The organism is Streptomyces sp. NBC_01476 (assembly GCF_036227265.1).
GTDB lineage: Bacteria > Actinomycetota > Actinomycetes > Streptomycetales > Streptomycetaceae > Actinacidiphila.
In genome coordinates this window covers 3081347-3103644 of sequence record NZ_CP109446.1, presented here as the reverse complement: position 1 = coordinate 3103644, position 22298 = coordinate 3081347, and the positions used below count along the sequence as shown (strand labels likewise).

Below are 22298 nucleotides of genomic sequence, written 5' to 3'. Positions count from 1 at the left end.
ACGGTGATCCGCAACCCGTCCCGCACCGCGGCGGCGTGAAGTCCGCTTCGGCGGGGAAGATGGGAAGGCAACCCTTACCCGACTGGTCCTGTTGCCCCCACCGGCGCCGCTGCAATACTTACGGGACCGTAGGTTACGGACGTAAGCCCCGTAACCCGACCGTCCGACGCCTCGACAGACCGCCCTTCTCCCCGTTCACCCCCAACTCCGCCGACGCAAGGGATCACTATGACCACTCAGACGGACGTGTTCACCGAGTCCCGGGAACCCGGGCCCTCAGGACAGGAACCGCCGGAGCCGCTCGCCACCCGTGGCGGCGAGAGCAAGCGCTCGATCGAGCAGATCGCGCTGCTCCTGTTCATCTGCATCCCCTTCGTGGCACTGGTCGCGGCCGTGCCGCTGGCCTGGGGCCACGGCCTGAGCTGGCTCAATGTCGGGCTGATGGTCGGCATGTACTTCCTGGGCTGCCACGGCATCACCATCGGCTTCCACCGCTACTTCACCCACGGCTCGTTCAAGGCCAACCGCCCGCTGCGGGTGGCGCTGGCGATCGCCGGCTCGATGGCCGTCGAGGGTCCGATCGTGCGCTGGGTCGCCGACCACCGCCGCCACCACAAGTTCAGCGACGCCGAGGGCGACCCGCACAGCCCGTGGCGCTACGGCGAGACGCTGCCCGCGCTGATGAAGGGCCTGTGGTGGGCGCACATGGGCTGGCTCTTCGACGAGGAGCAGACCCCGCAGCAGAAGTACGCGCCCGACCTGATCAAGGACAACGACATCCGCCGGATCTCCCGCGACTTCTGGCTCTACACCGCGATCTCGCTGCTGCTGCCCGCCCTGATCGGCGGTCTTGTCACCATGTCGTGGTACGGCGCGTTCACCGCGTTCTTCTGGGGTTCGCTCGTTCGGGTGGCTTTGCTGCACCACGTGACCTGGTCCATCAACTCCATCTGCCACGCGGTCGGCAAGCGCCCCTTCAAGTCCCGTGACCGTTCCGGCAACGTGTGGTGGCTGGCGGTCCTGTCCTGCGGCGAGTCGTGGCACAACCTCCACCACGCCGACCCCACCTCCGCCCGGCACGGCGTGCTGCGCGGACAGGTCGACTCCAGCGCCCGGATCATCCGCTGGTTCGAACTGGCCGGCTGGGCCACCGACGTCCGCTGGCCCTCCGCGGAGCGGATCGACTCCCGGCGACAGGAAAACACCAAGGAGACCGTCGAAGAAGCGGCATGATTGACGCGTGAGCGACCCAGGCGGCCCCAGCGACGGCACAGACGGCAGGGACAGCCAGGATCGGATACACGGTGCGAACGGGGTGAACGGGGAGAAGGGCCGCCCGAGAGGCGGCGGTGGCACGGCGGGCCCGACGGCGCGGAGGGCCCGCCGTGTCCGTATGACCGGCAAGGAGCGGCGCGAACAGCTGCTCGACATCGGCCGCACGCTCTTCGCGGAACGCGGCTTCGAGGGCACGTCCGTCGAGGAGATCGCCCACAAGGCGGGCGTGTCCAAGCCGGTGGTCTACGAGCACTTCGGCGGCAAGGAAGGGCTCTACGCGGTCGTCGTGGACCGTGAGATGCAGACACTGCTCGACCTGGTCACCGGCGCGCTGACCGGCGGGCACCCCAGAGAACTCCTCGAACAGGCCGCGTTCGCGCTGCTCGACTACATCGAGCAGTCCACCGACGGCTTCCGGATCCTGGTCCGCGACTCGCCGGTCGCCCAGTCCACCGGCACCTTCGCCTCCCTGATCAGCGACATCGCCACCAAGGTCGAGGACATCCTGGGCCGCGAGTTCAAACAGCGCGGCTTCGACACCGAACTGGCCTCCCTCTACGCCCAGGCCCTGGTCGGCATGGTCGCCCTCACCGGGCAGTGGTGGCTCGACGTACGGCACCCCAGGAAGTCCGAGGTGGTCGCCCACCTGGTGAACCTCTCCTGGAACGGCCTGTCAGGACTGGAAGCCGCGCCCCGCCTGATCGGCCACCGCAGGAGCTGACCGCCTCCACACACACGGACCGGCCCCCTGCCGGTGAGAGGCAGGGGGCCGGTCCGTGTGCCGGATGGAGCGTGCGGCCGGGTGCGGCCGGGTGAGCGGTCAGCCGGTGTTGCGCAGCCCCGCCGCCACGCCGTTGACGGTCAGCAGCAGCGCCCGGGAGAGCAGCGGGTCCGGCTCCTCACCGCGGGCCGCGGCCTCCCGCTGGCGCGCCAGCAGCGTCACCTGGAGGTACGAGATCGGGTCCAGGTACTGGTCGCGGATCCGGAAGGTGCGGGCCAGCGCCGGGCTGGCGGCGAGCAGTTCGCTCTCACCGGTGATCCGCAGCACCTCACGGACGGTCAGCTCGTGCTCCGCCTGGATCGCCGCGAAGACGTGCTTCAGCTCCTCCGGCACCAGGGTGTCCACATAGTGGCGGGCGATCCGCAGATCGGTCTTGGCCAGTGTCATCTCGACGTTGGACAGGAAGTTGCGGAAGAAGTGCCACTCGCTGAACGCCTCGTCGATCACCGAGCCGAGCCCCGCCTCGCGGACCGCCTTGAGACCGGAGCCGACGCCGTACCAGCCGGGCACGATCTGCCGGGACTGCGTCCAGCCGAAGACCCAGGGGATGGCCCGCAGGCCGTCCAGCCCGGCGCCGGAGTCGGGGCGGCGCGACGGGCGCGACCCCAGGTGCAGTTCGGCGAGCTGGTCCACCGGGGTGGAGGCGAAGAAGTACGCCGGCAGGTCCGGGTCCTCGACCAGCTCCCGATAGGCGGTGTGCGCGGCCTCGGAGACCAGGTCCATCGCCGCGTCCCAGCGGGCCAGTGCCTCCTCGGACTGCCGCGGCGCGGTGTGCAGCGCGGAGGCCTGCAAGGTGGCCGCCACGGTCAGTTCCAGGTTCTCCCGGGCCAGCGAGGGGATCAGGTACTTGTCGGAGATGACCTCGCCCTGCTCGGTCACCTTGATCTCGCCCTCCAGCGTGCCCCACGGCTGCGCCAGGATCGCGGTGTGCGAGGGGCCGCCGCCGCGGCCGACCGTACCGCCGCGGCCGTGGAAGAGCCGCAGCCGTACCCCGTGCCGGTGCGCCACGTCACGCAGCCGGCGCTGCGCCCGGTGGATCTCCCACTGCGAGGTGGTGATGCCGCCGAACTTCGAGGAGTCGCTGTAGCCGAGCATGACCTCCTGCACATCCCCGCGCAGCGACACCAGCCGCCGGTAGGAGGGGTCGGAGAGCATCTCGTCCAGCAGCTTGTCGGCGATCTTCAGCTCGTCGGTGGTCTCCAGCAGCGGCACGATGCCGATCTTGGCCACCCCGGCGTGCAGGTCGATCAGCCCGGCCTCCCGGGCCAGCACCGCGGCCGCGAAGACGTCGTCGGAGCCCAGGCACATCGAGATGATGTACGACTCCACCACCTCGGGTCCGAACCGCTCGAACGCCTCCCGGATGGTGTGGAACACCCCGAGCGTCTTGGCGCCCGCCGCGTCCAGCGGGGCCGGGGTCGGCGCCAGCGGGCGGCGCGAGCGCAGCTCCTTCGCCAGCAGCTTGCGCCGGTAGTCGCGGGGCATGTCGGCGTACCGCCAGGACTCCTCACCGAGCCGGTCGAAGAGCTGCCCCAGCGCGTGGTGGTGGGCCTCGGCGTGCTCGCGCAGGTCCATCGTCGCCAGCTGCAGGCCGAACGCCGACAGGGTGCGGATCGTACGGTCCATCCGGCCGTCGGCGATCAGCCCGCCGCGGTGGGCCCGCAGCGAGTCCTGGATCAGCTGGAGGTCGTGCAGCAGGCCGGTGGTGCCGAGATAGTCGCGGCCGGGGACATGAGCGGTGCCGCCCGCCAGCCGCTCGCGGGTGTTGATCAGCTTCTGCCGGATGCAGGTGGCCTTGAGCCGGTAGGGCTCCTCGGCGTTGAGCCGCTTGTAACGCGGGCTGATCTCGGGCAGCGCCACCAGGTCGTTGGAGAGCGAGTCCAGCAGCTCCTGGCTCGCGCCGGAGTTGCGGATCGAGTTGGACAGCGCCCCGCGCAGCTGGTCCACCAGCTCCAGCGCGTCGGTGATGCCGTGCTCGTGCTGCAGGATCAGTACGTCCCAGGTGACCTGCGGGGTGACATTGGGGTTCCCGTCCCGGTCGCCGCCGATCCAGGTGCCGAAGGTCAGCGGCCTGGTCTGGGCCGGCAGCGGCACCCCGACCCGCTCCAGCTCGGCCGCCAGGTCCTCCAGCACGTCGCCGACCGCACCGGCGTGCAGCTCGTCCAGGTAGTAGATGGCGTTGCGGGCCTCGTCGGCCGGCTCCGGGCGGACCACCCGCAGCTCGTCGGTCTGCCACAGCAGGTCGATGTTCTCCGCCAGCCGCAGGTCGGCCCGGCGCTTGTCGCCCGAACCGTTCCCGGTCGGCGCGGACTCCAGCAGCTCCGCGATCCGGCGCAGCTTGTTCAGCACCGAGCGGCGGGCCGCCTCGGTGGGGTGCGCGGTGAACACCGGCCGCACATTGAGGTTCCTGACCGTCTCGCGGACGTGCTCCTGATCGCCGTCCTTGAGCAGATCGGCGGTCTGCGCGAGCAGACTGCCCTCGGCCGCCCGGCGGGACCGCAGGTCCCGGCCGCGGTGCACCTGCTCGCTGACGTTCGCCAGATGGAAATACGTGGAGAAGGCGCGGACCAGCTTGGCCGCGGTCTCCGGGTCGGTCTGCCCGAGCAGGGCGGCGGCGGCCTCGCCGTCGCTGCGGGTCAGGGCGCGTACCTTCTCCACGAGGTCGAGGAGTTCCTGGCCCTCCTGTCTCACCAGGGTGCCGCCCAGCAGTTCACCCAGGCGTCGGATGTCGGCTCGCAGGGCGGTGCTGCTGTCCGGGGCGGTGTCGGCGCTGCTCACAGGTGCGGCTCCTTGTGCAGTGGGATGGACGGGGGAATCGCAGTACGGGCCCTTCGTCGGCACCGGGTGTCGGTACCTCGGCCGGCCGGCGTACTCGCGGACCGCGCTGTCCGACCTACCCAGGATAGGTGGCGCTTCTCACGGTGAGACGGGCCGCCCACCTGCCGGACCGCGGGGGTGGTGGGTGATAAAGGAGCCGGGGACGCACGGGGCCGGTGCGCCGGGCGGGGCACCGCCTAGGCTGGAGGCCATGAGTACGACGGGGGCGACGGGGGCGCTGGTACCGGAGGACGTACCGGGCGAGGGAGCCGGCGGACGGACCTGGTCCGGCTGGTGGTGGTGGCCGAAGCGGCGCAGCTTCCTGCTGGATGCCACGCTGGCCGCGGTTTCGGCGCTGGAGTGCGCCTTCGAGGGCGCGATCTTCGCCCAGAAGACCGGGATCGTGCCGGGCGCCGGCGCGCTGCTGGGCATCGTCGTCGGTTCGGTCCTGCTGCTGCGGCGGCGCTGGCCGGTGGCGGTGGTGCTGGTCGGCATCGCGATGTCGCCGGCCCAGATGGGGTTCCTGCTGTCGCTGGTCGGCCTCTACACGCTGGCCGCCTCCGAGGTGCCGCGCCGGATCACCGCGGCGCTGGCCGGGATGAACGGCGTCGGCACCATGCTCGTGGCCTTCCTCAACTTCGAGGACAGCCTGCGCGACTCCCACGACGGCAGTTCCATGTCGGTGGCGCTGACCTTGATCGTCTCGGCGCTGATGGCGCTGGGCCTGACCGCTCCACCGGTCCTGCTCGGCCTGTACGTACGGGCCCGCCGCCGCCTGGTGGAGAGCCTGCGGGAGCGGGCCGACGGCCTCGAACGCGAGCTGGAGCTGCTGGCGGAGAAGGCGCTGGAGCGGGCCGAGCGGGCCCGCTCCGACGAGCGGACCCGGATCGCCCGGGAGATGCACGACGTGGTCGCCCACCGGGTGAGCCTGATGGTCGTGCACGCGGCGGCGCTGAAGGCGGTGGCGCTGAAGGACCCGAAGAAGGCGTCGGCGAGCGCCGAGCTGCTGGGGGACATGGGGCGGCAGGCGCTGACCGAGCTGCGGCAGATGCTGGGCGTGCTGCGGACGGCCTCCGAGGTGGTGGTCGCGGCGCCCGCGGCCGAGGAGGCGGACACCACCGACGGGCCCTGCCTGGCGGAGATCGCCGCCCTGGTGGAGGAGTCGCAGGCGGCCGGCATGGGCGTCGAGCTCACCGTCGAGGGGGAGTCGCGTCCCTGCGGGCAGCGGGTGGAGGCGACGGTCTACCGGGTCGTCCAGGAGGCGCTCACCAATGTCCACAAGCACGCGGCCGGGGCCAAGGCGCATGTCCGGCTCGCCTACCGCGAGGCGGAGGTCGCCGTCCTGATCACCAACGGCCCCACCGACGGCACGACCTTGTCGACGCCGCTCCCCAGCGGCGGGCACGGGCTGCTCGGCATGCGCGAACGTGTCACCTCACACGGCGGCGGCTTCGCCGCGGGGCCCACCCCCGAGGGCGGCTTCCGCGTCTCAGCGATGCTTCCGGCCCCGGCGGTGTAGCCCGCGGACGCCGGGGGCGGGCTGCTGACGTCGGGTGGGCCCTGCGGCCGGGGGCGGGGGTGTTCCGGCGCCGGGACGGGCGGGCGGTCCGGAGGGTGGGCGCCGGGGCGGGCGGGCGGTCCGGAGGGGGTGGCTAGGAGGGGGGCGGCGGCTCCCGCCCGGTGAGGGAGGCGAGCGTCGCCCGGATGTGGGCGAGGTGCGCGCGGATCTCGTCCCGGTGCTGCTCGTGCTCCCGCAGGGCCCGCTCCGCCTCCCTGCGCACCCGGTCCTCCTGTGCCCGCGCCGCCGCGATGAGCGCCGACGCCCGCTCCTCGGCCTCCGCCTGCTGGGCCTGGAACGCCTCTTCCGCCTCCGCCCGCTCCCGGTGCGCATCGGCCAGTCGCCGCTCCGCGTCGGCGAGCAGGTCGGCCAGCCGGCTGTCCACGCCGGCTTCCCGCTCGGCCAGCTCGTGTTCCAGGACGTCGAGGCGTTCCCGCTGGGCCCGGGCCGCGTCCGCGTGATTCCGCTCGGCGTCGTCCCGGATCGAGTCGAGCGCCGCGCCGGCCTCGCCGCGGACCGCCTCCGCCTCGGCCCGCGCCTGGCCGAGGATCTCGGCGGCCCGGCCGCACGCCTCGTCCAGCACCGCCTGCGCCTGGTCCTCCGCCGCCGCGAGCCGCGCGGACGCCGCCGCCCGTGCCTCGTCCTGGAGGGTGCGCCGCGCCGTGTCCGCCGCGTCCCGCGCGTACTGGGACTCGGCCTCGGCCCGCTCCCGTACCGCCGCCGCCTCCTCCTCGACCAGCCGCAGCAACTCCTGTGCGCTCGCCCCGAGTACGTCGAAGGCCGCCGACGTCAGCGAGTCGACCTGCTCGCGCAGGGCGCCGCTCTCCGCGTCCATCTCGTTCGCCAGTACGGTCAGTCGGGCCGCCCGCTCCCACGCCGCGTCCCGGTCCTCGGAGAGCTCGTCCAGGAAACGGTCCACCTGGTCGGGCCGGTAACCGCGGGTGCGAACGGTGTCGAACCGTCCGCCCGCCGCCGTCGATGCGGTCGTATCACTGCTCATGGCCACTGCCCCTCGCCCTCGCCGTCGGGCCGATCGATGGTGCCCATTTTTCGCTTATGCCCGAATTGTACGGGCCTCGACACTCCGACCTACACCTACCCCGGAAACGCGGACGGGCCGGGCGGAAGGTCTGCCTTCCACCCGGCCCGCACCAAACGGCCGAAAAACCCCTGCTGTGACGGCTAGAGCAGCCCGTCCCACATCTGCTCGATCAGCACCGACCACCAGTTGTCCGGCGAGGCGATGGCCGCCGGGTCCTGCGCGGCGAGCTGTGCCTGGAAGTCGACCGTCCAGCGGCCTGCCTGCTCGGGGGTCAGCCCGATCCGCAGCCGCCACATCCGGCCGAGCAGGGCCAGCGACCGGGTGAACTCCGGCAGGCTGGAGTTGACGAACTGCGGCGGCACCGGCTGCCCGCCGGGCCCCGCCTCCAGCGGCACCGCCACGATGTGCGCGGTGCCGTACTGCACGCACAGCTGGCGCCCGAAGTCATTGCCCATCACCAGGTACGAGCCCGCGTCCGCGGCCGGCTGCACCCCGCGCTGGGCGGCGAGTTCGGCGAGGGTGGGCACCGGCTGGCCCGGCTGGGCCTGCGCCCAGAAGAACGGCCCGAAGTCCACCGGCAGCCCGGACCACATCAGGGTCTGCGCGACGATGTCCGGCACGCCCTGCCGGGAGACCGCCCGCTGGTCGAAGCGGAAGATGCCCTGCGGGCCGAACGCCCCCGCCAGCTCCTGCCCGATCACATCGAGACCCACCGGCTGCACCCGCACCACCGCGTGGGCGTCCGGCATCGGCACCCGCAGCGGCTGCGGGCGCGCGGGCGCGCCGGCCACCTGGTGCAACTCGCCCTGGTGCGTGAGCAGATGCTGCACGCCCTGCCGGCGTCCGGCGTGGTCGCGGCCGTAGGGGGCGGTGTGGCTGATCCGCACCTGCGGCCAGGTCTCGCGGATCATCCGGGCGCAGTAGCCGCCCGGCAGGTCGCACGACTCCAGCTCGGTGTGGAGCTCCAGCACCTGCTCGGGCCGCACGCCCAGCGACCGCAGCTCGTGCAGGATCTGCCACTCGGGGTGCGGCGTGCCCGGCGCGGAACGCCGGATCACCTGCTGCTCGCTCCCGTCGTGACCCCGGTAACGCAGCACGGCCATGTACCCCGGGCCTACTGTCGGCACGGCTGCGGCCTGCGGGTAGCCGTACGCGGCCGGCGGCGGGGGCGGCGTGCCTGCTCCCGGCGGCGGTGGTGGCGGGCCTGCGGGTCCGGCGAGCATGGTGGCGGCGTAGTGCGGGTTGCCCGGGCCGGGGGGTGGCGGGGTGCCTGCTCCCGGTGGGGGCGGGGGTGTTCCGGCACCGGGGGGAGGGGGCGGCCCGGTGGGGCCGGCCAGCATGGTCGCCGCGTAGTGCGGGCTGCCGGGGCCGGGAGGCGGCGGCGTGCCGGCTCCGGGCGGTGGGGGTGGCGGGCCTGCGGGTCCGGCGAGCATGGTGGCGGCGTAATGCGGGTTGCCCGGGCCGGGCGGGGATGGGGTGCCTGCTCCCGGTGGGGGTGGGGGTGTTCCGGCACCGGGGGGAGGCGGTGGCCCGGTGGGGCCGGCCAGCATCGTGGCGGCGTAGTGCGGGCCGGGCGCCCCGGGTGCTCCCGGCGGAGGCGGCGCGTCCGGGCTCCGCACCGGTGGCCCGGCGGGCGGCGGAACAGTGCCGCGTACGGCCTTGGCGGTCTCCAGGTCGGCGATGTCCGCGGTGCCCTGACCCGGCGGCGGCAGCGGTACGGCCGGACCACCCGGCGGCGGGTACTCGGAACCGCCGATCGTGTAGGGCACCCCGGGCCTGGGCGCCTGAGGAGCGGGCCCGTGCGGAGTGGGAGCCGGCGGGGGCGGTGGCGCCGCGGGGTCCTGCTGGGGGACTATCCGCGTCTTCGGCAGCGCGCTGCCCTGCGGCATCAGCTCCGTCCGGGCCTCGGCGCCGGGCGCCGGCTCCTCCTCGGCCTGGTCGTCGTCGGTCCCGCTGATCGGCGGTGCGAAGACGGTGGCCGGCACCGCGACGGACTGCCCTTCCCCGGAGTCGCTCACCGTCTTCCCGGCCCAACTGCCCTGCGACGGCGCCCCCTGGCCGGCGGGCCGCCGGTAGTCGATCCCGCTGGAAGCGGCGGCGGGTTTCTCGGCGGGCTGCTCCGCGGGCTGCCCGGCCCCGGCGGCGGGCCGCCGGTAGTCGATGCCGCCGGCGGAGGGGGCGGGCGCCTGCTCCGCGGACTGCCCCGCGTCGGCCGCCGGCCTGCGGTAGTCGATGCCGCCCGATGCCGGGGCGCCGGATGCCGGTGCGTCCGGCACCGGTGTGTCCGCGGCGGCCGGAGCCACCGGGGCAGCCGGAGCCGGCGTCCGGGCCGGAGCGGGAGCCGCGTCCGCAACCGGAGCCGCACCCGGACTCGCCTGCGCCTCAGCCGCGGTGGCAGCGGTGCCCGCGCCCCGGCCGCCGCCGAACGTGCCCGAGGCGCCGCGCCGGTCCGGGATGCCCATCCGGTCCGCCGCGTCCTGGAGCCACTGCGGAGGGCTCAGCAGGAAGGAGGTCGCTTCGAGGTCGAGCCGCTGCGGCGGCTCGGGCACCGCGTCATTGGGCACCGGGCCGTACTCCTCCTCGTAAGCCCGGATCAGCTCGCCGATGGGCAGGCCGGGCCACAAGGTCGCCTCGCCGCTGTCCCGGGCGATGACCACACGGACCGAACCGTCGTCGGACGAGGGGCCGTCCGCCCGGGCCTCGGACCACACCACGAAGCCGAGGTCGAACTCGCGGACCCGGATCTCCCGGGTCTCGTAGCCGGACACGTCCCCGTTGACCCAGCGCTCCGCGCGCTCCTGCGCCTGCGCGAAAGTGACCATGTCCGCCTCACCCCTCCACCGGTACCGCGGTCGCGAAACCGCCGTCCACCATCAGGTTCGCCACCGTCTCCAGCTCCGGCGGATTGCCGGCCAGCCGCAGCAGGAAGGCGTCCAGTGTGTCGCCGCACGGCAGCAGCAGCTCGGCCACCCGGTCGGCCGGGGTGTCCCAGCGGTCGCCGTCGCGCGCGTCGTCGTATGCGCAGAACCAGACAGAACCGGTCCGCTCGCCCCGCACCTTCACCGCGAGGATGCCGCCCTGGACATATCCGATGGCCAGGTAGTCCTTGGTGAGATGGTCGCGCAGGCACTTGTTGACATACACCAGGTCGTTCACCGCGGCGTCGTCGCGGACGGTGAAGAACGGCTGGTCGATGAGGAGTCCGAGGCCGGGGTCGAGGGCCACGCCGCGGGGCGCGCAGCCGCCGGCCGCTTTGAGGAAGGTGCGGTAAGGGCCGGGCAGCCGGTAACCCAGCTCCTCCTCGACGTCCCGGACCTGGAGTTCGGTGACGGACACCGGGTCCTTGGGCAGCTCGAAGTGGACCGGGCGGGTCTCCTGGAGCGGCCGGGTGCCGCGCTTGTCGTGGTCGGCGACCGAGGTGGCCAGGCCGCCGTGGTGCCGCAGCAGCGCCTTGACCTCGACCGGGATCAGCTCCAGCCGGCGGCTGCCGTGGACGTGGTGCCAGGTCCAGCCGTGCGGGGTGGCGACCGGTGGCAGGCTGCCCCACAGTTCGTGGCCCGCGGAGTGCAGCGCGGCGTTCGCCGACACGTAGTCGGTCAGCCGGAGTTCGTCCACGCCGAAGCCCTCGGGCGGCTCGGCGATCTCGGCGGCGGCGCGGGCGTACGGCGAGAAGTCGGGGTGCCCCTCGTCGTCGACCCACACCCCCTGTGGGTGCTTCGCCGCCCGGACCGGGTCCGGGAAGTGCACGACCTGTCCGGCGTAGGCCGCGTTGGGCGGCGCCGGATGTGCCCCGGCTCCTGGCCCGGGAGGTGCTCCCAGCCCCTGCCGACCTGTCGTCATGGCGGTTGCCCCCTGCTCCGTCCTGCTGCCTCCGACCTGATGACGGACAGCCTAGGGGGTGTGGCGTGACTCGCGCCGGACCGCGTCCCGCACCCTGTGGATAACCCGGACAACTCCGTCCATGGCCGGTGCCGGTGCCGGTCCCCGGCCTGTGGCCTCCGACCCGCGGCCCCGACCCGCGGCCCGTAACCGTGGCTGCGGCCGGTCCGACCCGTGGCCGGCCTCAGCCCCCGGCTGCCGCCTTCTCCAGCTTCTCCGCCTGCTTGAGCGGGATCGCCAGCCGCAGCGCGGCGGCCTTGTGGTCGGCCCTGACCGTCTCGTAGGAGGCGGTCGCGTCCCCGGTGCGGACCACCGTCACCAGTACGGTCCCCTTGGCGCCCGTCGCCACGTCGCCGATGGTGTACGAGACCTGCTGGTCGCCGAGCGGCGCGCCGGTCTGCGGCACCTGCTTCACCGCGAACGTCGTGGTGGCGCCGTTGCGGACGACCTGGTAGCCGTGGCAGGTGCGCAGCGACTCGGTCAGCTCGTCGAGCACCTTCTGCGCCTCGCCCTTCTTGTACGAGGCGATCACGTCCAGGCTGATGGTCTTGGCGTTCTTGTCCGGGTCCGCGGTGTCGGTGAGCATCGCGCCGGCGTAGACCTGCCGGGGGTGCTTGGGCTGGGTGGTCCACTGGTCGGCGACCGGCTGGCAGTCGGGCTTGTCGGGCTTCTGCGCCCCGCCGAGCAGCAGGGACTTGTCACCGGCGGGCAGCGACTGGACGTGCGCGAGGTCGGACGAGGTGAGCAGTGCCCGGGTGAGGGCGGCGGCCGGCACCGCGCCCGACGCCTTCACCGGCCCCGGCTTCTTGTCCCCGCCTCCGCAGCCCGCGGTCAGGGCGAGCGCGGGCAGCAGGGCGACGGCGGCCAGGGCCGTACGGCGGCCGGTGCGGCTACCGGCCAGTAGGCGACTGCGTGCAGGTATCGGCATCGATGTGTTCCCCTGTGTCGTGGCGGTCCGGCGGCCGTACCGTTGCCCGTCCCGGACCCGCGGGCGACGGCGGCCCGCTGCCGCGCGACTTTACGGCACCGGGCCCGCGCCGCCCCCTATGCCGCCGCTCACAACGCTCACAACGCTCGCAACAAGGTCACGGACCCCGGTGCCCGGCTACTTCGCCTGGGCCGCCTTCAGCTTGTCGCTCTGCTTGCGCGCCACGTCCAGCGGCAGGGTGCCCGCGCCGCCCGCCGACTTCACCGACAGGTAGGCGGTGATGGTGTCGCCGGTCCTGACGACGGTCACCAGCGCCGCCCCGTTCGCCTTGTCCGCCGTATCGGTCATCACGTACGACGCCGACGCGTCGCCCGCGCTGACCGCGGGCGCCTTGGTGATGGAGAACGGCGTCTTCGTCCCGGTGTTGTCGGTGGCGTTGAACGACGTGCAGGTGCCGAGCGCGGTGTCCACCGAGTCGATGACCTTCTGCGCGTCCCCGGGGGCGTGGCTGGCGACCAGCATCTGGTCGATCTCGGCCGGGGTGGTGCTGCCGGAGGTCGCGGGGGTCTTGGCGAAGGCGGCGCCGACGAACGCCACCCGCTTGATCTGCGGCTTGCTGCTGGTGATGTCGGCCAGCGGCTGGCACGCGGCCTTGTCCGCGGTGAGCGTCGCATCGTCCTGCGCGTCGGTGGCGTCGGTCTGCGAGACCTGGACGGTGTAGCCCGGCACGTCCTTCGCACTGACCAGGGCGCTGGTCAACTGCGCCTTGGTCAGCGGTGCCCCGCCGGCCGGCGCCGAGGAGGCCGGGGGCGCGGTCTTGGATCCGCCGTTGGCGTCCGAGGAGTTCGAGGAGCAGGCCGCGGCGAGCAGCAGCGCGGGCAGGACGGCCGCGGAGGCGGCGGCGAGCCGGACCCTGCGGTTGCGTCCTGCGTCGCGGATCTGCCGTGCCGTGCCGGTGGTGCCGGTTGTGCGCATGGGGGTCACATTCCCTGTTTCGGCGGGTGGGGGGACCCGCGGTGCGGGCCGACTGACGATCCTCCCGCCACCGGCCCCCTGTCGTCCATGTAAGGCGTCCTCCCTGTGTACGCCCTGTGCCCGCACACGCGACCCATCGTCACACGACGGTGACATGACCCACACACGATGGGTGATGGACGGCGTTCCGCTTCCCCATTCAGTGGCGCGTTTGGCACTCTGATCGACAGACGGGGGATCGCCCGCTTACGGGCGGGTGGACGGAGGGATGCACGCACAATATGACAACTCGCCTACAGGCGGCGGGGGCCGTCGACCCGCGATTGACCTGGATCGCCCAGCACGACCCGGCCGTCCCGCCGCCTTTGCTGCACCGCAGGGACGGCATCCTGCCGGCGGTCGCCGCCGCGCTGTCCATCCGCGACGAGGTGCTGACCTGCACCGGGTCCAAGAGCGAGCAGCCGCCGGAACTCCACCCGGTGGTCCAGGACTTCCTGGACGGGCTGCCGGTCGGGCAGCGCGAGCGGTTCACCGGGCGCTGTCCGGAGGCGGTGCTGATTTCCCGCCACCTGGCGGCGGTCGAGGCGAGCCGCGGCAAGCGCGCCTCCCGCCGTCCGCTCACGCACAGTGAGGCCCGCAAGGCGCTGCGCGGGGCGAAACTGACCGCCCGCCGGATACGTGAGGACGGCGACCCCGCGCACGGCGCCTACGCCCCGCCGTGCCGCTCCTGCGCGCCGCTGCTTGCCCACTTCGGGGTGTACGCCTTCGACCCGTCGGCGGACGGCGCATGAGCGACGTCATGCCCGGCAGTACCCGCTTCCCGGTCGGCGTGGACGCCGCCCTGCGCGCGGCGGGCTGGCAGCCGGGCCGCTGGGACATCAAGCAGGCCGAGGTGTGGGCCGACGAACTGCGGGCGTACGAGTCGCCCGGCGGCCACCGGCACGAGGTGTTCCCGGCGGCGGTCGAGGCGTGGGCGGAGTTCGGCGGCCTGGCGATCCCGGCGGTGTCAGGGCCCAGGCGGCAGATCGCGCCCAGCGCGGTGCTGATCGACCCGCTGTGCGGCCTCCACCTGGCCCGTACCTTCGGCGACCTGGGCCGCGCACTGGAGATCGGCATCAGCCCGCTCGGCGAGGAGGCGGCTACCGGCGCCCTGTTGGCGATCGACGCCGAGGGCCGGGTCTACGCGGTGGACCACACCGGCGACTGGTACGCCGGGCCCGACATCGACCGGGCGCTGGCCGCGCTGATCGGCGGGGTGCGTCCGGTCCGCCTCACGATGGGCTGAGCAGCCGTCAGACGACCGCGGTCCTGGGCCGCGTCCGGCCTCCGGCGCGTCCGTGTACCCGCCATCCGCGATGGTGCCCGGGGCGGACCCTGAGGTCCGTCTGGCCCGCAGGTAGCACTCCCCTAGGGGGAGTGACCTACTTCCGGCGTCCGCCGGTTCGTCCCGCCGGATGACGATCCAGGTCCGTGCGGTCCCTACGGTCTTAACACGGGGTGGAGAGCCCCTGCCCCGCGAGCGGGGTGGGGCTACCCCCACCCAGGAACGGGGACCTGCTCCATCGTGCCGCCCGGCACGGCCCGGCAGGCTGAGACGCACCATCGGCAGACCCACAGGCGCGGCAGCCCGACGGCTGGCGCGGACCGACTTCCCAGGAGTGAAAGTGACGACGGCAGTGACGATTCCCAAGGCCGGGGGCAACGGAGAACGTTCGGCCGTGGCCGCAGCAGCCCGCTCGGTGACCAAGGCGTACGGGTCGGGTGAGACGCGCGTGCTCGCCCTGGACGCGGTCGACGTCGACATCATGCGGGGCCGCTTCACCGCGATCATGGGCCCCTCGGGCTCCGGCAAGTCCACCCTGATGCACTGCCTGGCCGGGCTCGACACGGTCACCGAAGGCCGGATCTGGGTCGGCGGCACGGAGATCACCGAGCTGAAGGACAAGAAGCTCACCCAGCTGCGCCGGGACAAGATCGGCTTCATCTTCCAGTCGTTCAACCTGCTGCCGACGCTCAACGCGGTGGAGAACATCACCCTTCCGATGGACATCGCGGGCCGCAAAGTGGACCGCGACTGGCTCGACCGGGTGGTGGAGACGGTCGGTCTGGCCGGCCGCCTCAAGCACCGCCCCAGCCAGCTCTCCGGCGGCCAGCAGCAGCGGGTCGCGGTGGCCAGGGCGCTCGCCGCCCGCCCCGAGATCATCTTCGGCGACGAGCCGACCGGAAACCTCGACTCCCGGGCCGGCGCCGAGGTGCTCGGCTTCCTGCGCCGCTCGGTGGACGAGCTCGGCCAGACCATCGTGATGGTGACCCACGACCCGGTGGCGGCCTCGTACGCCGACCGCGTGCTCTACCTCGCCGACGGAGTCATCGTCGACGAGATGACCAGCCCGACCGCCGAGTCCGTACTGGAGCGCATGAAGTCCTTCGACGGCCGTGGGAGGACGTCGTGACCGTCCTGAAGACCTCGGTGCGCAACTTCTTCGCGCACAAGGGCAGAATGGCGCTCTCCGCCATCGCCGTCCTGTTGTCGGTGGCGTTCGTCTGCGGCACCCTGGTGCTCACCGACACCATGACCGCCACCTTCGACCGGCTCTTCGCCTCGACCGCCTCCGATGTCACGGTCAGCGCCAAGGAGGTCAAGAACGCGCAGGCCACCGGCATCCCGGACACCCTGCCTGCGTCCCTGCAGCAGAAGCTGACCCACGTGCCGGGTGTCGCGAAGTCCGACCCCGACGTCACCAGCCAGGACGTCACCGTCGCGGACGCGCACAACGACAAGATCAGCCCGTCGTCCGGCGCCCCGACGATCGTCAGCAACTGGGACCCGACCGAGACCAAGGCGGTCGAACTCACCTCCGGCCACCTGCCGCAGGGGCCCTCGGACGCGGTGCTCGACGCCGACACCGCCAAGGACCACCACTTGAAGATCGGCGACACCCTGCGGGTGATCGCCGCCCCCGGTGACTTCCGGATCACCCTCACCGGCATCGTCACCTTCAAGACCACCAACCCGGGCGCCGCGGTGGTCTACATCGACACCGCCACCGCGCAGTCCAGGCTGCTCGGCCGGACCGACGCCTACACCGGCTACGGGCTGACCGCCGCCAGGGGTGTCACCGACGACCGGCTCAAGGCCGAGGTCAAGGCGGCCATCGGCAGCACCTACACCATCGACACCGCGGCCGAGACCAAGAAGAAGGACCAGGACGACCTCGGTTTCCTGAGCTTCATCAAGTACGCGATGCTCGGCTTCGCCGGGATCGCGGTCCTGGTCGGCATCTTCCTGATCGTCAACACCTTCTCGATGCTGGTCGCCCAGCGCACCCGGGAGATCGGCCTGATGCGGGCCCTCGGGTCGAGCCGGCGGCAGGTCAACCGGTCGGTGCTGATCGAAGCGGTGATGCTCGGTGTCTCGGGGTCGGTGGTCGGCATCGGCGCCGGGATCGGGCTGGCCATCGGGCTGATGAAGCTGATGGGCGCGGCCGGCCTCAACCTCGACCTGTCCGAGCTGACCATCAAGGCCACCACCCCGGTGGTGGGCCTGGTCCTCGGTGTCGTCGTCACGGTGCTGTCCGCCTACATCCCCGCCCGCCGGGCCGGGAAGATCTCCCCGATGGCGGCTCTGCGTGACGCCGGCACCCCCTCCGACGCCAAGGCGGGCCGGATCCGGGCGGCGCTCGGCCTGCTGGTCTCCGCGGCCGGTGTGCTCGCCCTGGTGGGTGCCTCCCAGGCGGACAAGACCTCGGCCGGCGGCAGCCTGCTGGGCCTCGGCGTCCTGCTCACCCTGATCGGTTTTGTGATCATCGGCCCGCTGCTGGCCAATGTGATCGTCCGTGCGGTCAGCGTCGTCATCCTGCGGTTCTTCGGGCCGATGGGCCGGCTCGCCGAGCGCAACGCGCTGCGCAACCCGCGGCGTACCGGCGCCACCGCCTCCGCGCTGATGATCGGACTGGCGCTGGTCGCCGGTATGTCGGTGATCGGCTCGTCCATGGTGGCCTCCGCCGACGACCAGCTCGACACCTCGGTCGGCGCGGACTTCATCGTGCAGAGCGGCAGCAACGGCAGCCAGCCGCTGACCCCGAGCGTCGAGAGGGCCCTCAAGACGGCGAAGGACATCGACCACTTCTCCGACTACACCGTGGTCAACGCCACCCTCACCACCCCGGGCGGCAAGACCTTCAAGGACTCGCTGACCGCCGCGAGCCCGACCTACGCCGACGACGTGCGGATCGACGCGGTGCAGGGCAAGCTCGCCGACGCCTATGGCACCAACGCCATGTCGGTGCCGGAGGGCTTCGCCAAGGACAACGGCCTCAAGCTCGGCGACGAGCTGAAGGTGGCGATGGTCGGCGGCCGTACCGCCGAACTCAAGGTGGCCGCGATCACCACCGACGACACCACCATCGACCACGGCGCGATGTACACCAACATCGCCACCGCGCGGCAGTACCTGCCGGCGGACAAGATGCCCGGCGACTTCCTGATCCTGGCCAAGGCGGTCGACGGCAAGGAGAAGGAGGCGTACGCCTCCCTCAAGGCGGTCGCGAAGCCGTACCCGCAGATCGACGTGCGCAACCAGGCCGACTACAAGGACCTGCTGCAGAGCCAGATCAACCAGCTGCTCTACATGATCTACGTGCTGCTGGCGCTGGCGATCATCGTCGCCGTGCTGGGCGTGGTGAACACCCTCGCCCTGTCGGTGGTGGAGCGCACCCGGGAGATCGGGCTGATGCGGGCCATCGGCACCTCGCGGGTCCAGCTGCGCCGGATGATCCGGCTCGAATCGGTGGTCATCTCGCTCTTCGGCGCTCTGGTGGGCGTGGGCCTCGGCCTCGGCTGGGGCTCCACCGGCCAGCGGGTGCTGGCCACGCAGGGCATCGGCATCCTGCAGATCCCCTGGACGACGATAGCCGTGGTCTTCGTCCTCTCGGCGGTCGTCGGCCTGCTGGCCGCGGTCCTGCCGGCGTTCAGAGCGGCACGGATGAACGTGCTGAACGCGATCGCGACGGACTGATCCGTACGGTGACCTGCTGATCGGCAGGTGGTTCCCGTCCGCACCGACGCGGCGGCCCCGGTGGCGCACACCCCCCGCGCCCCGGGGCCGTCGTATGCCCCCTGCCGGATCCCGGCGGGGGTTCGCCGGGATCTCGGTGAGGTCGGGGGCAAGGTCCGGGAGAGGGCCGTCGCGGGGGCCTGGCGGCGCCGGGAATCCGGTCCCGGCGGTGTGTGTCGGCGCCACGTCGTACGCTGGATGTACCCCCGGCCCGTGACACGTGTCGGGCGGTTCGCGTTGCCCGTACGGCGCCACGCACCTCCACACCGCTTGCCCATGGGACGGAAGCCTGATGAGTCTGAACGGCCTGGTCGACGTCGTCGTTGAGGACCCCGCCCTCGCCGAGGCGGTCGCCGCCGCCACCTCCGGCGCCCGCCCGCTGGTGGACCTGGTCGGTCCGCCCGCCGCCCGCTCGATGGCGATCGCGGCGCTGGCCGCCCGCGCCCGCCGCACCGTCCTCGCGGTGACGGCGACCGGCCGGGAGGCCGAGGACCTGGCGGCGGCGCTGCGCACCCTGCTGCCGCCGGACGCGGTGGTGGAGTATCCGGCCTGGGAGACGCTGCCGCACGAGCGTCTCTCGCCGCGCAGCGACACGGTGGGCCGCCGGCTGGCGGTCCTGCGCCGGCTCGCCCACCCGCGGGCCGACGACCCGACCGCCGGTCCCGTACAGGTGGTGGTCGCCCCCGTCCGCTCGGTGCTCCAGCCGCAGGTCAAGGGCCTTGGCGACCTGGAGCCTGTGGCGCTGCGCAGCGGGCAGAGCGCTGACCTCGGCACTGTGGTCGAGGGGCTGGCGGCAGCCGCGTACGCCCGGGTGGAGCTGGTCGAGAAGCGCGGCGAGTTCGCGGTCCGCGGCGGCATCCTTGACGTCTTCCCGCCGACCGAGGAGCACCCGCTGCGGGTGGAGTTCTGGGGCGACGACGTCGAGGAGATCCGGTACTTCAAGGTCGCCGACCAGCGGTCCCTCGAAGTCGCCGAGCACGGCCTGTGGGCGCCGCCCTGCCGTGAGCTGCTGCTCACCCCGCAGGTGCGCGAGCGGGCGGCCGCGCTGGCCGTCGAGCACCCCGAGCTGGACGAACTCCTCGGCAAGATCGCCGAGGGCATCGCGGTGGAGGGCATGGAGTCCCTCGCCCCGGTCCTGGTCGACGACATGGAACTGCTGCTGGACGTCCTGCCCGGCGGTTCGATGGCGGTGGTCTGCGACCCGGAGCGGGTGCGTACCCGCGCCGCCGACCTGGTGGCGACCTCCCAGGAGTTCCTTGAGGCGTCCTGGGCGGCCACCGCCGGCGGTGGCGAGGCCCCGATCGACCTGGGCGCGGCCTCGCTCTGGTCGATCGCGGACGTACGGGACCGGGCGCGCGAGCTCGGCCTGCCCTGGTGGTCGGTGAGCCCCTTCGCCGCCGACGAGGTGCCGGCGCTTGACACCAGCCTGGAGCGCGAGTTCGGCGACACCCTGCGGCTGGGCATGCACGCCCCCGAGCTCTACCGCGGCGACACCGCCAGAGCGCTGGCGGACACCAAGGGCTGGCTGGCCGACGGCTGGCGGACCGTCTTCGTCACCGAGGGCCACGGCCCGGCGGCCCGCATGGTGGAGGTGCTGGGCGGTGAGGGCATCGCGGCCCGCCTCGACCTGGAACTCGCCGACCTCGCGCCCTCCGTCGTCCATGTCGCGACCGGCTCGGTCGAGCACGGTTTCATCGACCCGGCGCTGAAGCTGGCGGTGCTCACCGAGACCGACCTGTCCGGCCAGAAGTCGTCCACCAAGGACATGGGGCGGATGCCGTCCCGCCGCCGCAAGACCATCGACCCGCTCACCCTGGTCGGCGGCGACTACATCGTGCACGAGCAGCACGGCGTCGGCCGCTACGTCGAGATGGTGCAGCGTACGGTCCAGGGCGCCACCCGCGAGTACCTGGTGGTCGAGTACGCGGCGGCCAAGCGCGGCCAGCCCGGGGACCGGCTCTTCGTCCCCACCGACCAGCTGGAGCTGATCACCAAGTACGTCGGCGGCGAGGCGCCGTCGCTGCACCGGCTGGGCGGCGCGGACTGGACGAAGACCAAGGCCCGCGCGAAGAAGGCGGTCAAGGAGATCGCCGCCGACCTGATCCGGCTCTACTCGGCCCGGATGGCCGCCCCCGGCCACAGCTTCGCCTCCGACACGCCCTGGCAGCGTGAGCTGGAGGACGCCTTCCCGTACGCGGAGACGCCCGACCAGCTGACCACCATCGCCGAGGTGAAGGAGGACATGGAGAAGTCGGTCCCGATGGACCGGCTGATCTGCGGCGACGTCGGGTACGGCAAGACCGAGATCGCGGTGCGCGCGGCCTTCAAGGCGGTGCAGGACGGCAAGCAGGTGGCCGTCCTGGTGCCGACCACCCTGCTGGTCCAGCAGCACATGGGCACCTTCACCGAGCGGTATGCGCAGTTCCCGGTGAATGTGCGGGCGCTGTCGCGGTTCCAGACCGACACCGAGGCGAAGGCGGTGCTGGAGGGGCTGCGGGACGGCTCGGTCGACCTGGTGATCGGCACCCACAGGCTCTTCTCGTCGGAGACGAAGTTCAAGGACCTGGGCCTGGTCATCGTGGACGAAGAGCAGCGGTTCGGCGTCGAGCACAAGGAGCAGCTGAAGAAGCTGCGGGCCAATGTGGACGTGCTGACGATGTCCGCGACGCCGATCCCGCGCACCCTGGAGATGGCGGTGACCGGCATCCGGGAGATGTCCACGATCACCACTCCGCCCGAGGAACGCCACCCGGTGCTGACGTTCGTCGGACCGTACGAGGAGAAGCAGATCGGTGCGGCGATCCGGCGTGAACTGCTGCGCGAGGGCCAGGTCTTCTACATCCACAACCGGGTGGAGTCCATCGACCGGGCGGCGGCCCGGCTGCGCGAGATCGTGCCGGAGGCGCGGATCGCCACCGCCCACGGGCAGATGGGGGAGTCGCGGCTCGAACAGGTGGTGGTGGACTTCTGGGAGAAGAAGTTCGACGTCCTGGTCTCCACCACGATCGTGGAGTCGGGTATCGACATCTCGAACGCCAATACGCTCATCGTGGAACGCGGTGACACCTTCGGACTCTCCCAGCTCCACCAGCTGCGGGGCCGGGTCGGCCGGTCCCGCGAGCGCGGTTACGCGTACTTCCTCTACCCGCCGGAGAAGCCGCTCACCGAGACCGCGCACGAGCGGCTGGCCACCATCGCCCAGCACACCGAGATGGGCGCCGGCATGTACGTCGCCATGAAGGACCTGGAGATCCGCGGCGCGGGCAATCTGCTCGGCGGTGAGCAGTCAGGGCACATCGCGGGCGTCGGCTTCGACCTGTACGTGCGGATGGTCGGCGAGGCGGTGGCCGACTACCGCTCGGCGCTGGAGACCGGCGGTGAGCCCGAGGAGACACTGCTCGAAGTCAAGATCGAGCTGCCGGTGGACGCGCACGTCCCGCACGACTACGCACCCGGTGAGCGGCTGCGGCTGCAGGCGTACCGCGCCATCGCGGCGGCCAACTCCGAGGAGGACATCGCCGCGGTCCGCGAGGAACTCACCGACCGCTACGGCAAGCTCCCGGAGCCGGTGGAGAACCTGCTGCTGGTCGCGGGGCTGCGGATGCTGGCCCGGAAGGTCGGCGTCAGCGACATCACGCTGCAGGGCGCCAACATCCGCTTCGGGCCGGTGGAACTGCGGGAGTCGCAGGAGATGCGGCTCCAGCGGATCTACCCGCGCTCGCTGGTCAAGCACGCGGCCAAGCAGGTGCTGGTGCCGCGGCCCAGCACCGCCCGGATCGGCGGGAAGCCGGTGGTGGGGCGCGAACTGCTCCAGTGGACCGCGGAGTTCCTGACGACCGTGCTGGGTTCGTGAGCCCGCGCGCCTGCCGGTGAGGCGCCCGCTGGTGAAAGGTCCTGGTGTCCGCGGCTGATTGTCGCCGGTTTGCGCTGGTCGTTGCCTGACGGAATGGTCTGGACTATTGACAGGTCCAGACCATTTCCGTTTGA

The 22298-nt window shown here is 72.3% G+C and carries 14 protein-coding genes; 8 read left to right on the top strand and 6 right to left on the bottom strand.

Features of this window, described 5'->3' with window-relative positions; all coding sequences use genetic code 11:
- Positions 1-228 precede the first annotated feature (228 nt).
- Both OG552_RS13800 and OG552_RS13795 read left to right on the top strand, forming a co-directional pair.
- The gene (locus OG552_RS13800; RefSeq protein WP_329132690.1) at positions 229-1233 is read left to right on the top strand and encodes an acyl-CoA desaturase; all 1005 of its coding nucleotides are present in this window, start codon (positions 229-231) and stop codon (positions 1231-1233) included.
- A gap of 82 nt (positions 1234-1315) precedes the next feature.
- Positions 1316-1996 (top strand): TetR/AcrR family transcriptional regulator, encoded by a 681-nt coding sequence (locus OG552_RS13795; RefSeq protein WP_329140798.1) that lies wholly within the window; start codon positions 1316-1318, stop codon positions 1994-1996.
- 99 nt (positions 1997-2095) lie between these two features.
- On the opposite strand, the gene ppc is transcribed toward OG552_RS13795, so the two are convergent.
- Positions 2096-4834, bottom strand: a complete 2739-nt coding sequence (gene ppc, locus OG552_RS13790; protein ID WP_329132688.1) for a phosphoenolpyruvate carboxylase — start codon at positions 4832-4834, stop codon at positions 2096-2098.
- Positions 4835-5084: 250 nt separating this feature from the next.
- Here ppc and OG552_RS13785 point away from each other — a divergent pair, with 250 nt between their 5' ends.
- On the top strand, positions 5085-6392 hold the full coding sequence (locus tag OG552_RS13785) for a sensor histidine kinase (protein ID WP_329132686.1): 1308 nt from the start codon (positions 5085-5087) through the stop codon (positions 6390-6392).
- Positions 6393-6525: 133 nt separating this feature from the next.
- Here OG552_RS13785 and OG552_RS13780 read toward each other — a convergent pair whose 3' ends face one another.
- The 5 genes from OG552_RS13780 to OG552_RS13760 all read right to left on the bottom strand — a co-directional run bounded on the left by OG552_RS13780 (position 6526) and on the right by OG552_RS13760 (position 13255).
- Positions 6526-7431 carry a DivIVA domain-containing protein gene (locus OG552_RS13780; RefSeq protein WP_329132684.1) on the bottom strand — a complete coding sequence of 302 codons (906 nt, stop codon included), beginning with the start codon at positions 7429-7431 and terminating at the stop codon, positions 6526-6528.
- A 182-nt stretch (positions 7432-7613) separates the two neighbouring features.
- Positions 7614-10295, bottom strand: a complete 2682-nt coding sequence (locus OG552_RS13775) for an SUKH-4 family immunity protein (protein ID WP_329132682.1) — start codon at positions 10293-10295, stop codon at positions 7614-7616.
- A 7-nt stretch (positions 10296-10302) separates the two neighbouring features.
- Complete coding sequence (locus OG552_RS13770; protein ID WP_329132680.1) at positions 10303-11313, bottom strand: SMI1/KNR4 family protein; 1011 nt, start codon at positions 11311-11313, stop codon at positions 10303-10305.
- Positions 11314-11536: 223 nt separating this feature from the next.
- A complete protein-coding gene (locus tag OG552_RS13765; RefSeq protein WP_329132677.1) occupies positions 11537-12280 on the bottom strand; it encodes a sensor domain-containing protein in 744 nt (247 codons plus the stop codon).
- Positions 12281-12457: 177 nt separating this feature from the next.
- Positions 12458-13255 (bottom strand): hypothetical protein, encoded by a 798-nt coding sequence (locus OG552_RS13760; protein WP_329132675.1) that lies wholly within the window; start codon positions 13253-13255, stop codon positions 12458-12460.
- 281 nt (positions 13256-13536) lie between these two features.
- Here OG552_RS13760 and OG552_RS13755 point away from each other — a divergent pair, with 281 nt between their 5' ends.
- The 5 genes from OG552_RS13755 (at position 13537) to mfd (ending at position 22164) form a co-directional block, all read left to right on the top strand.
- Positions 13537-14046, top strand: coding sequence for a YwqJ-related putative deaminase (locus OG552_RS13755; protein ID WP_329132673.1), 510 nt, complete (start codon positions 13537-13539; stop codon positions 14044-14046).
- Positions 14043-14540 (top strand): SUKH-3 domain-containing protein, encoded by a 498-nt coding sequence (locus OG552_RS13750; RefSeq protein ID WP_329132672.1) that lies wholly within the window; start codon positions 14043-14045, stop codon positions 14538-14540. Before OG552_RS13755 ends, OG552_RS13750 begins: the two co-directional genes overlap by 4 nt.
- Before the next feature lie 379 nt (positions 14541-14919).
- A complete protein-coding gene (locus OG552_RS13745) occupies positions 14920-15708 on the top strand; it encodes an ABC transporter ATP-binding protein (RefSeq protein WP_329132671.1) in 789 nt (262 codons plus the stop codon).
- Positions 15705-18272 (top strand): ABC transporter permease, encoded by a 2568-nt coding sequence (locus OG552_RS13740; RefSeq protein ID WP_329132669.1) that lies wholly within the window; start codon positions 15705-15707, stop codon positions 18270-18272. Before OG552_RS13745 ends, OG552_RS13740 begins: the two co-directional genes overlap by 4 nt.
- Positions 18273-18603: 331 nt before the next feature.
- Positions 18604-22164: a transcription-repair coupling factor gene (gene mfd / locus OG552_RS13735; protein WP_329132667.1), complete on the top strand. Its 3561-nt coding sequence runs from the start codon at positions 18604-18606 to the stop codon at positions 22162-22164.
- Positions 22165-22298: the final 134 nt, after the last annotated feature.

Coding starts and splice junctions, on each gene's coding strand:
- OG552_RS13800 (WP_329132690.1), top strand. CDS start 229: ATGACCACTCAGACGGACGTGTTCACCGAGTCCCGGGAACCCGGGCCC.
- OG552_RS13785 (WP_329132686.1), top strand. CDS start 5,085: ATGAGTACGACGGGGGCGACGGGGGCGCTGGTACCGGAGGACGTACCG.
- OG552_RS13780 (WP_329132684.1), bottom strand. CDS start 7,431: ATGAGCAGTGATACGACCGCATCGACGGCGGCGGGCGGACGGTTCGAC.
- OG552_RS13775 (WP_329132682.1), bottom strand. CDS start 10,295: ATGGTCACTTTCGCGCAGGCGCAGGAGCGCGCGGAGCGCTGGGTCAAC.
- OG552_RS13770 (WP_329132680.1), bottom strand. CDS start 11,313: ATGACGACAGGTCGGCAGGGGCTGGGAGCACCTCCCGGGCCAGGAGCC.
- OG552_RS13765 (WP_329132677.1), bottom strand. CDS start 12,280: ATGCCGATACCTGCACGCAGTCGCCTACTGGCCGGTAGCCGCACCGGC.
- OG552_RS13760 (WP_329132675.1), bottom strand. CDS start 13,255: ATGCGCACAACCGGCACCACCGGCACGGCACGGCAGATCCGCGACGCA.
- OG552_RS13755 (WP_329132673.1), top strand. CDS start 13,537: ATGACAACTCGCCTACAGGCGGCGGGGGCCGTCGACCCGCGATTGACC.
- OG552_RS13750 (WP_329132672.1), top strand. CDS start 14,043: ATGAGCGACGTCATGCCCGGCAGTACCCGCTTCCCGGTCGGCGTGGAC.
- mfd (WP_329132667.1), top strand. CDS start 18,604: ATGAGTCTGAACGGCCTGGTCGACGTCGTCGTTGAGGACCCCGCCCTC.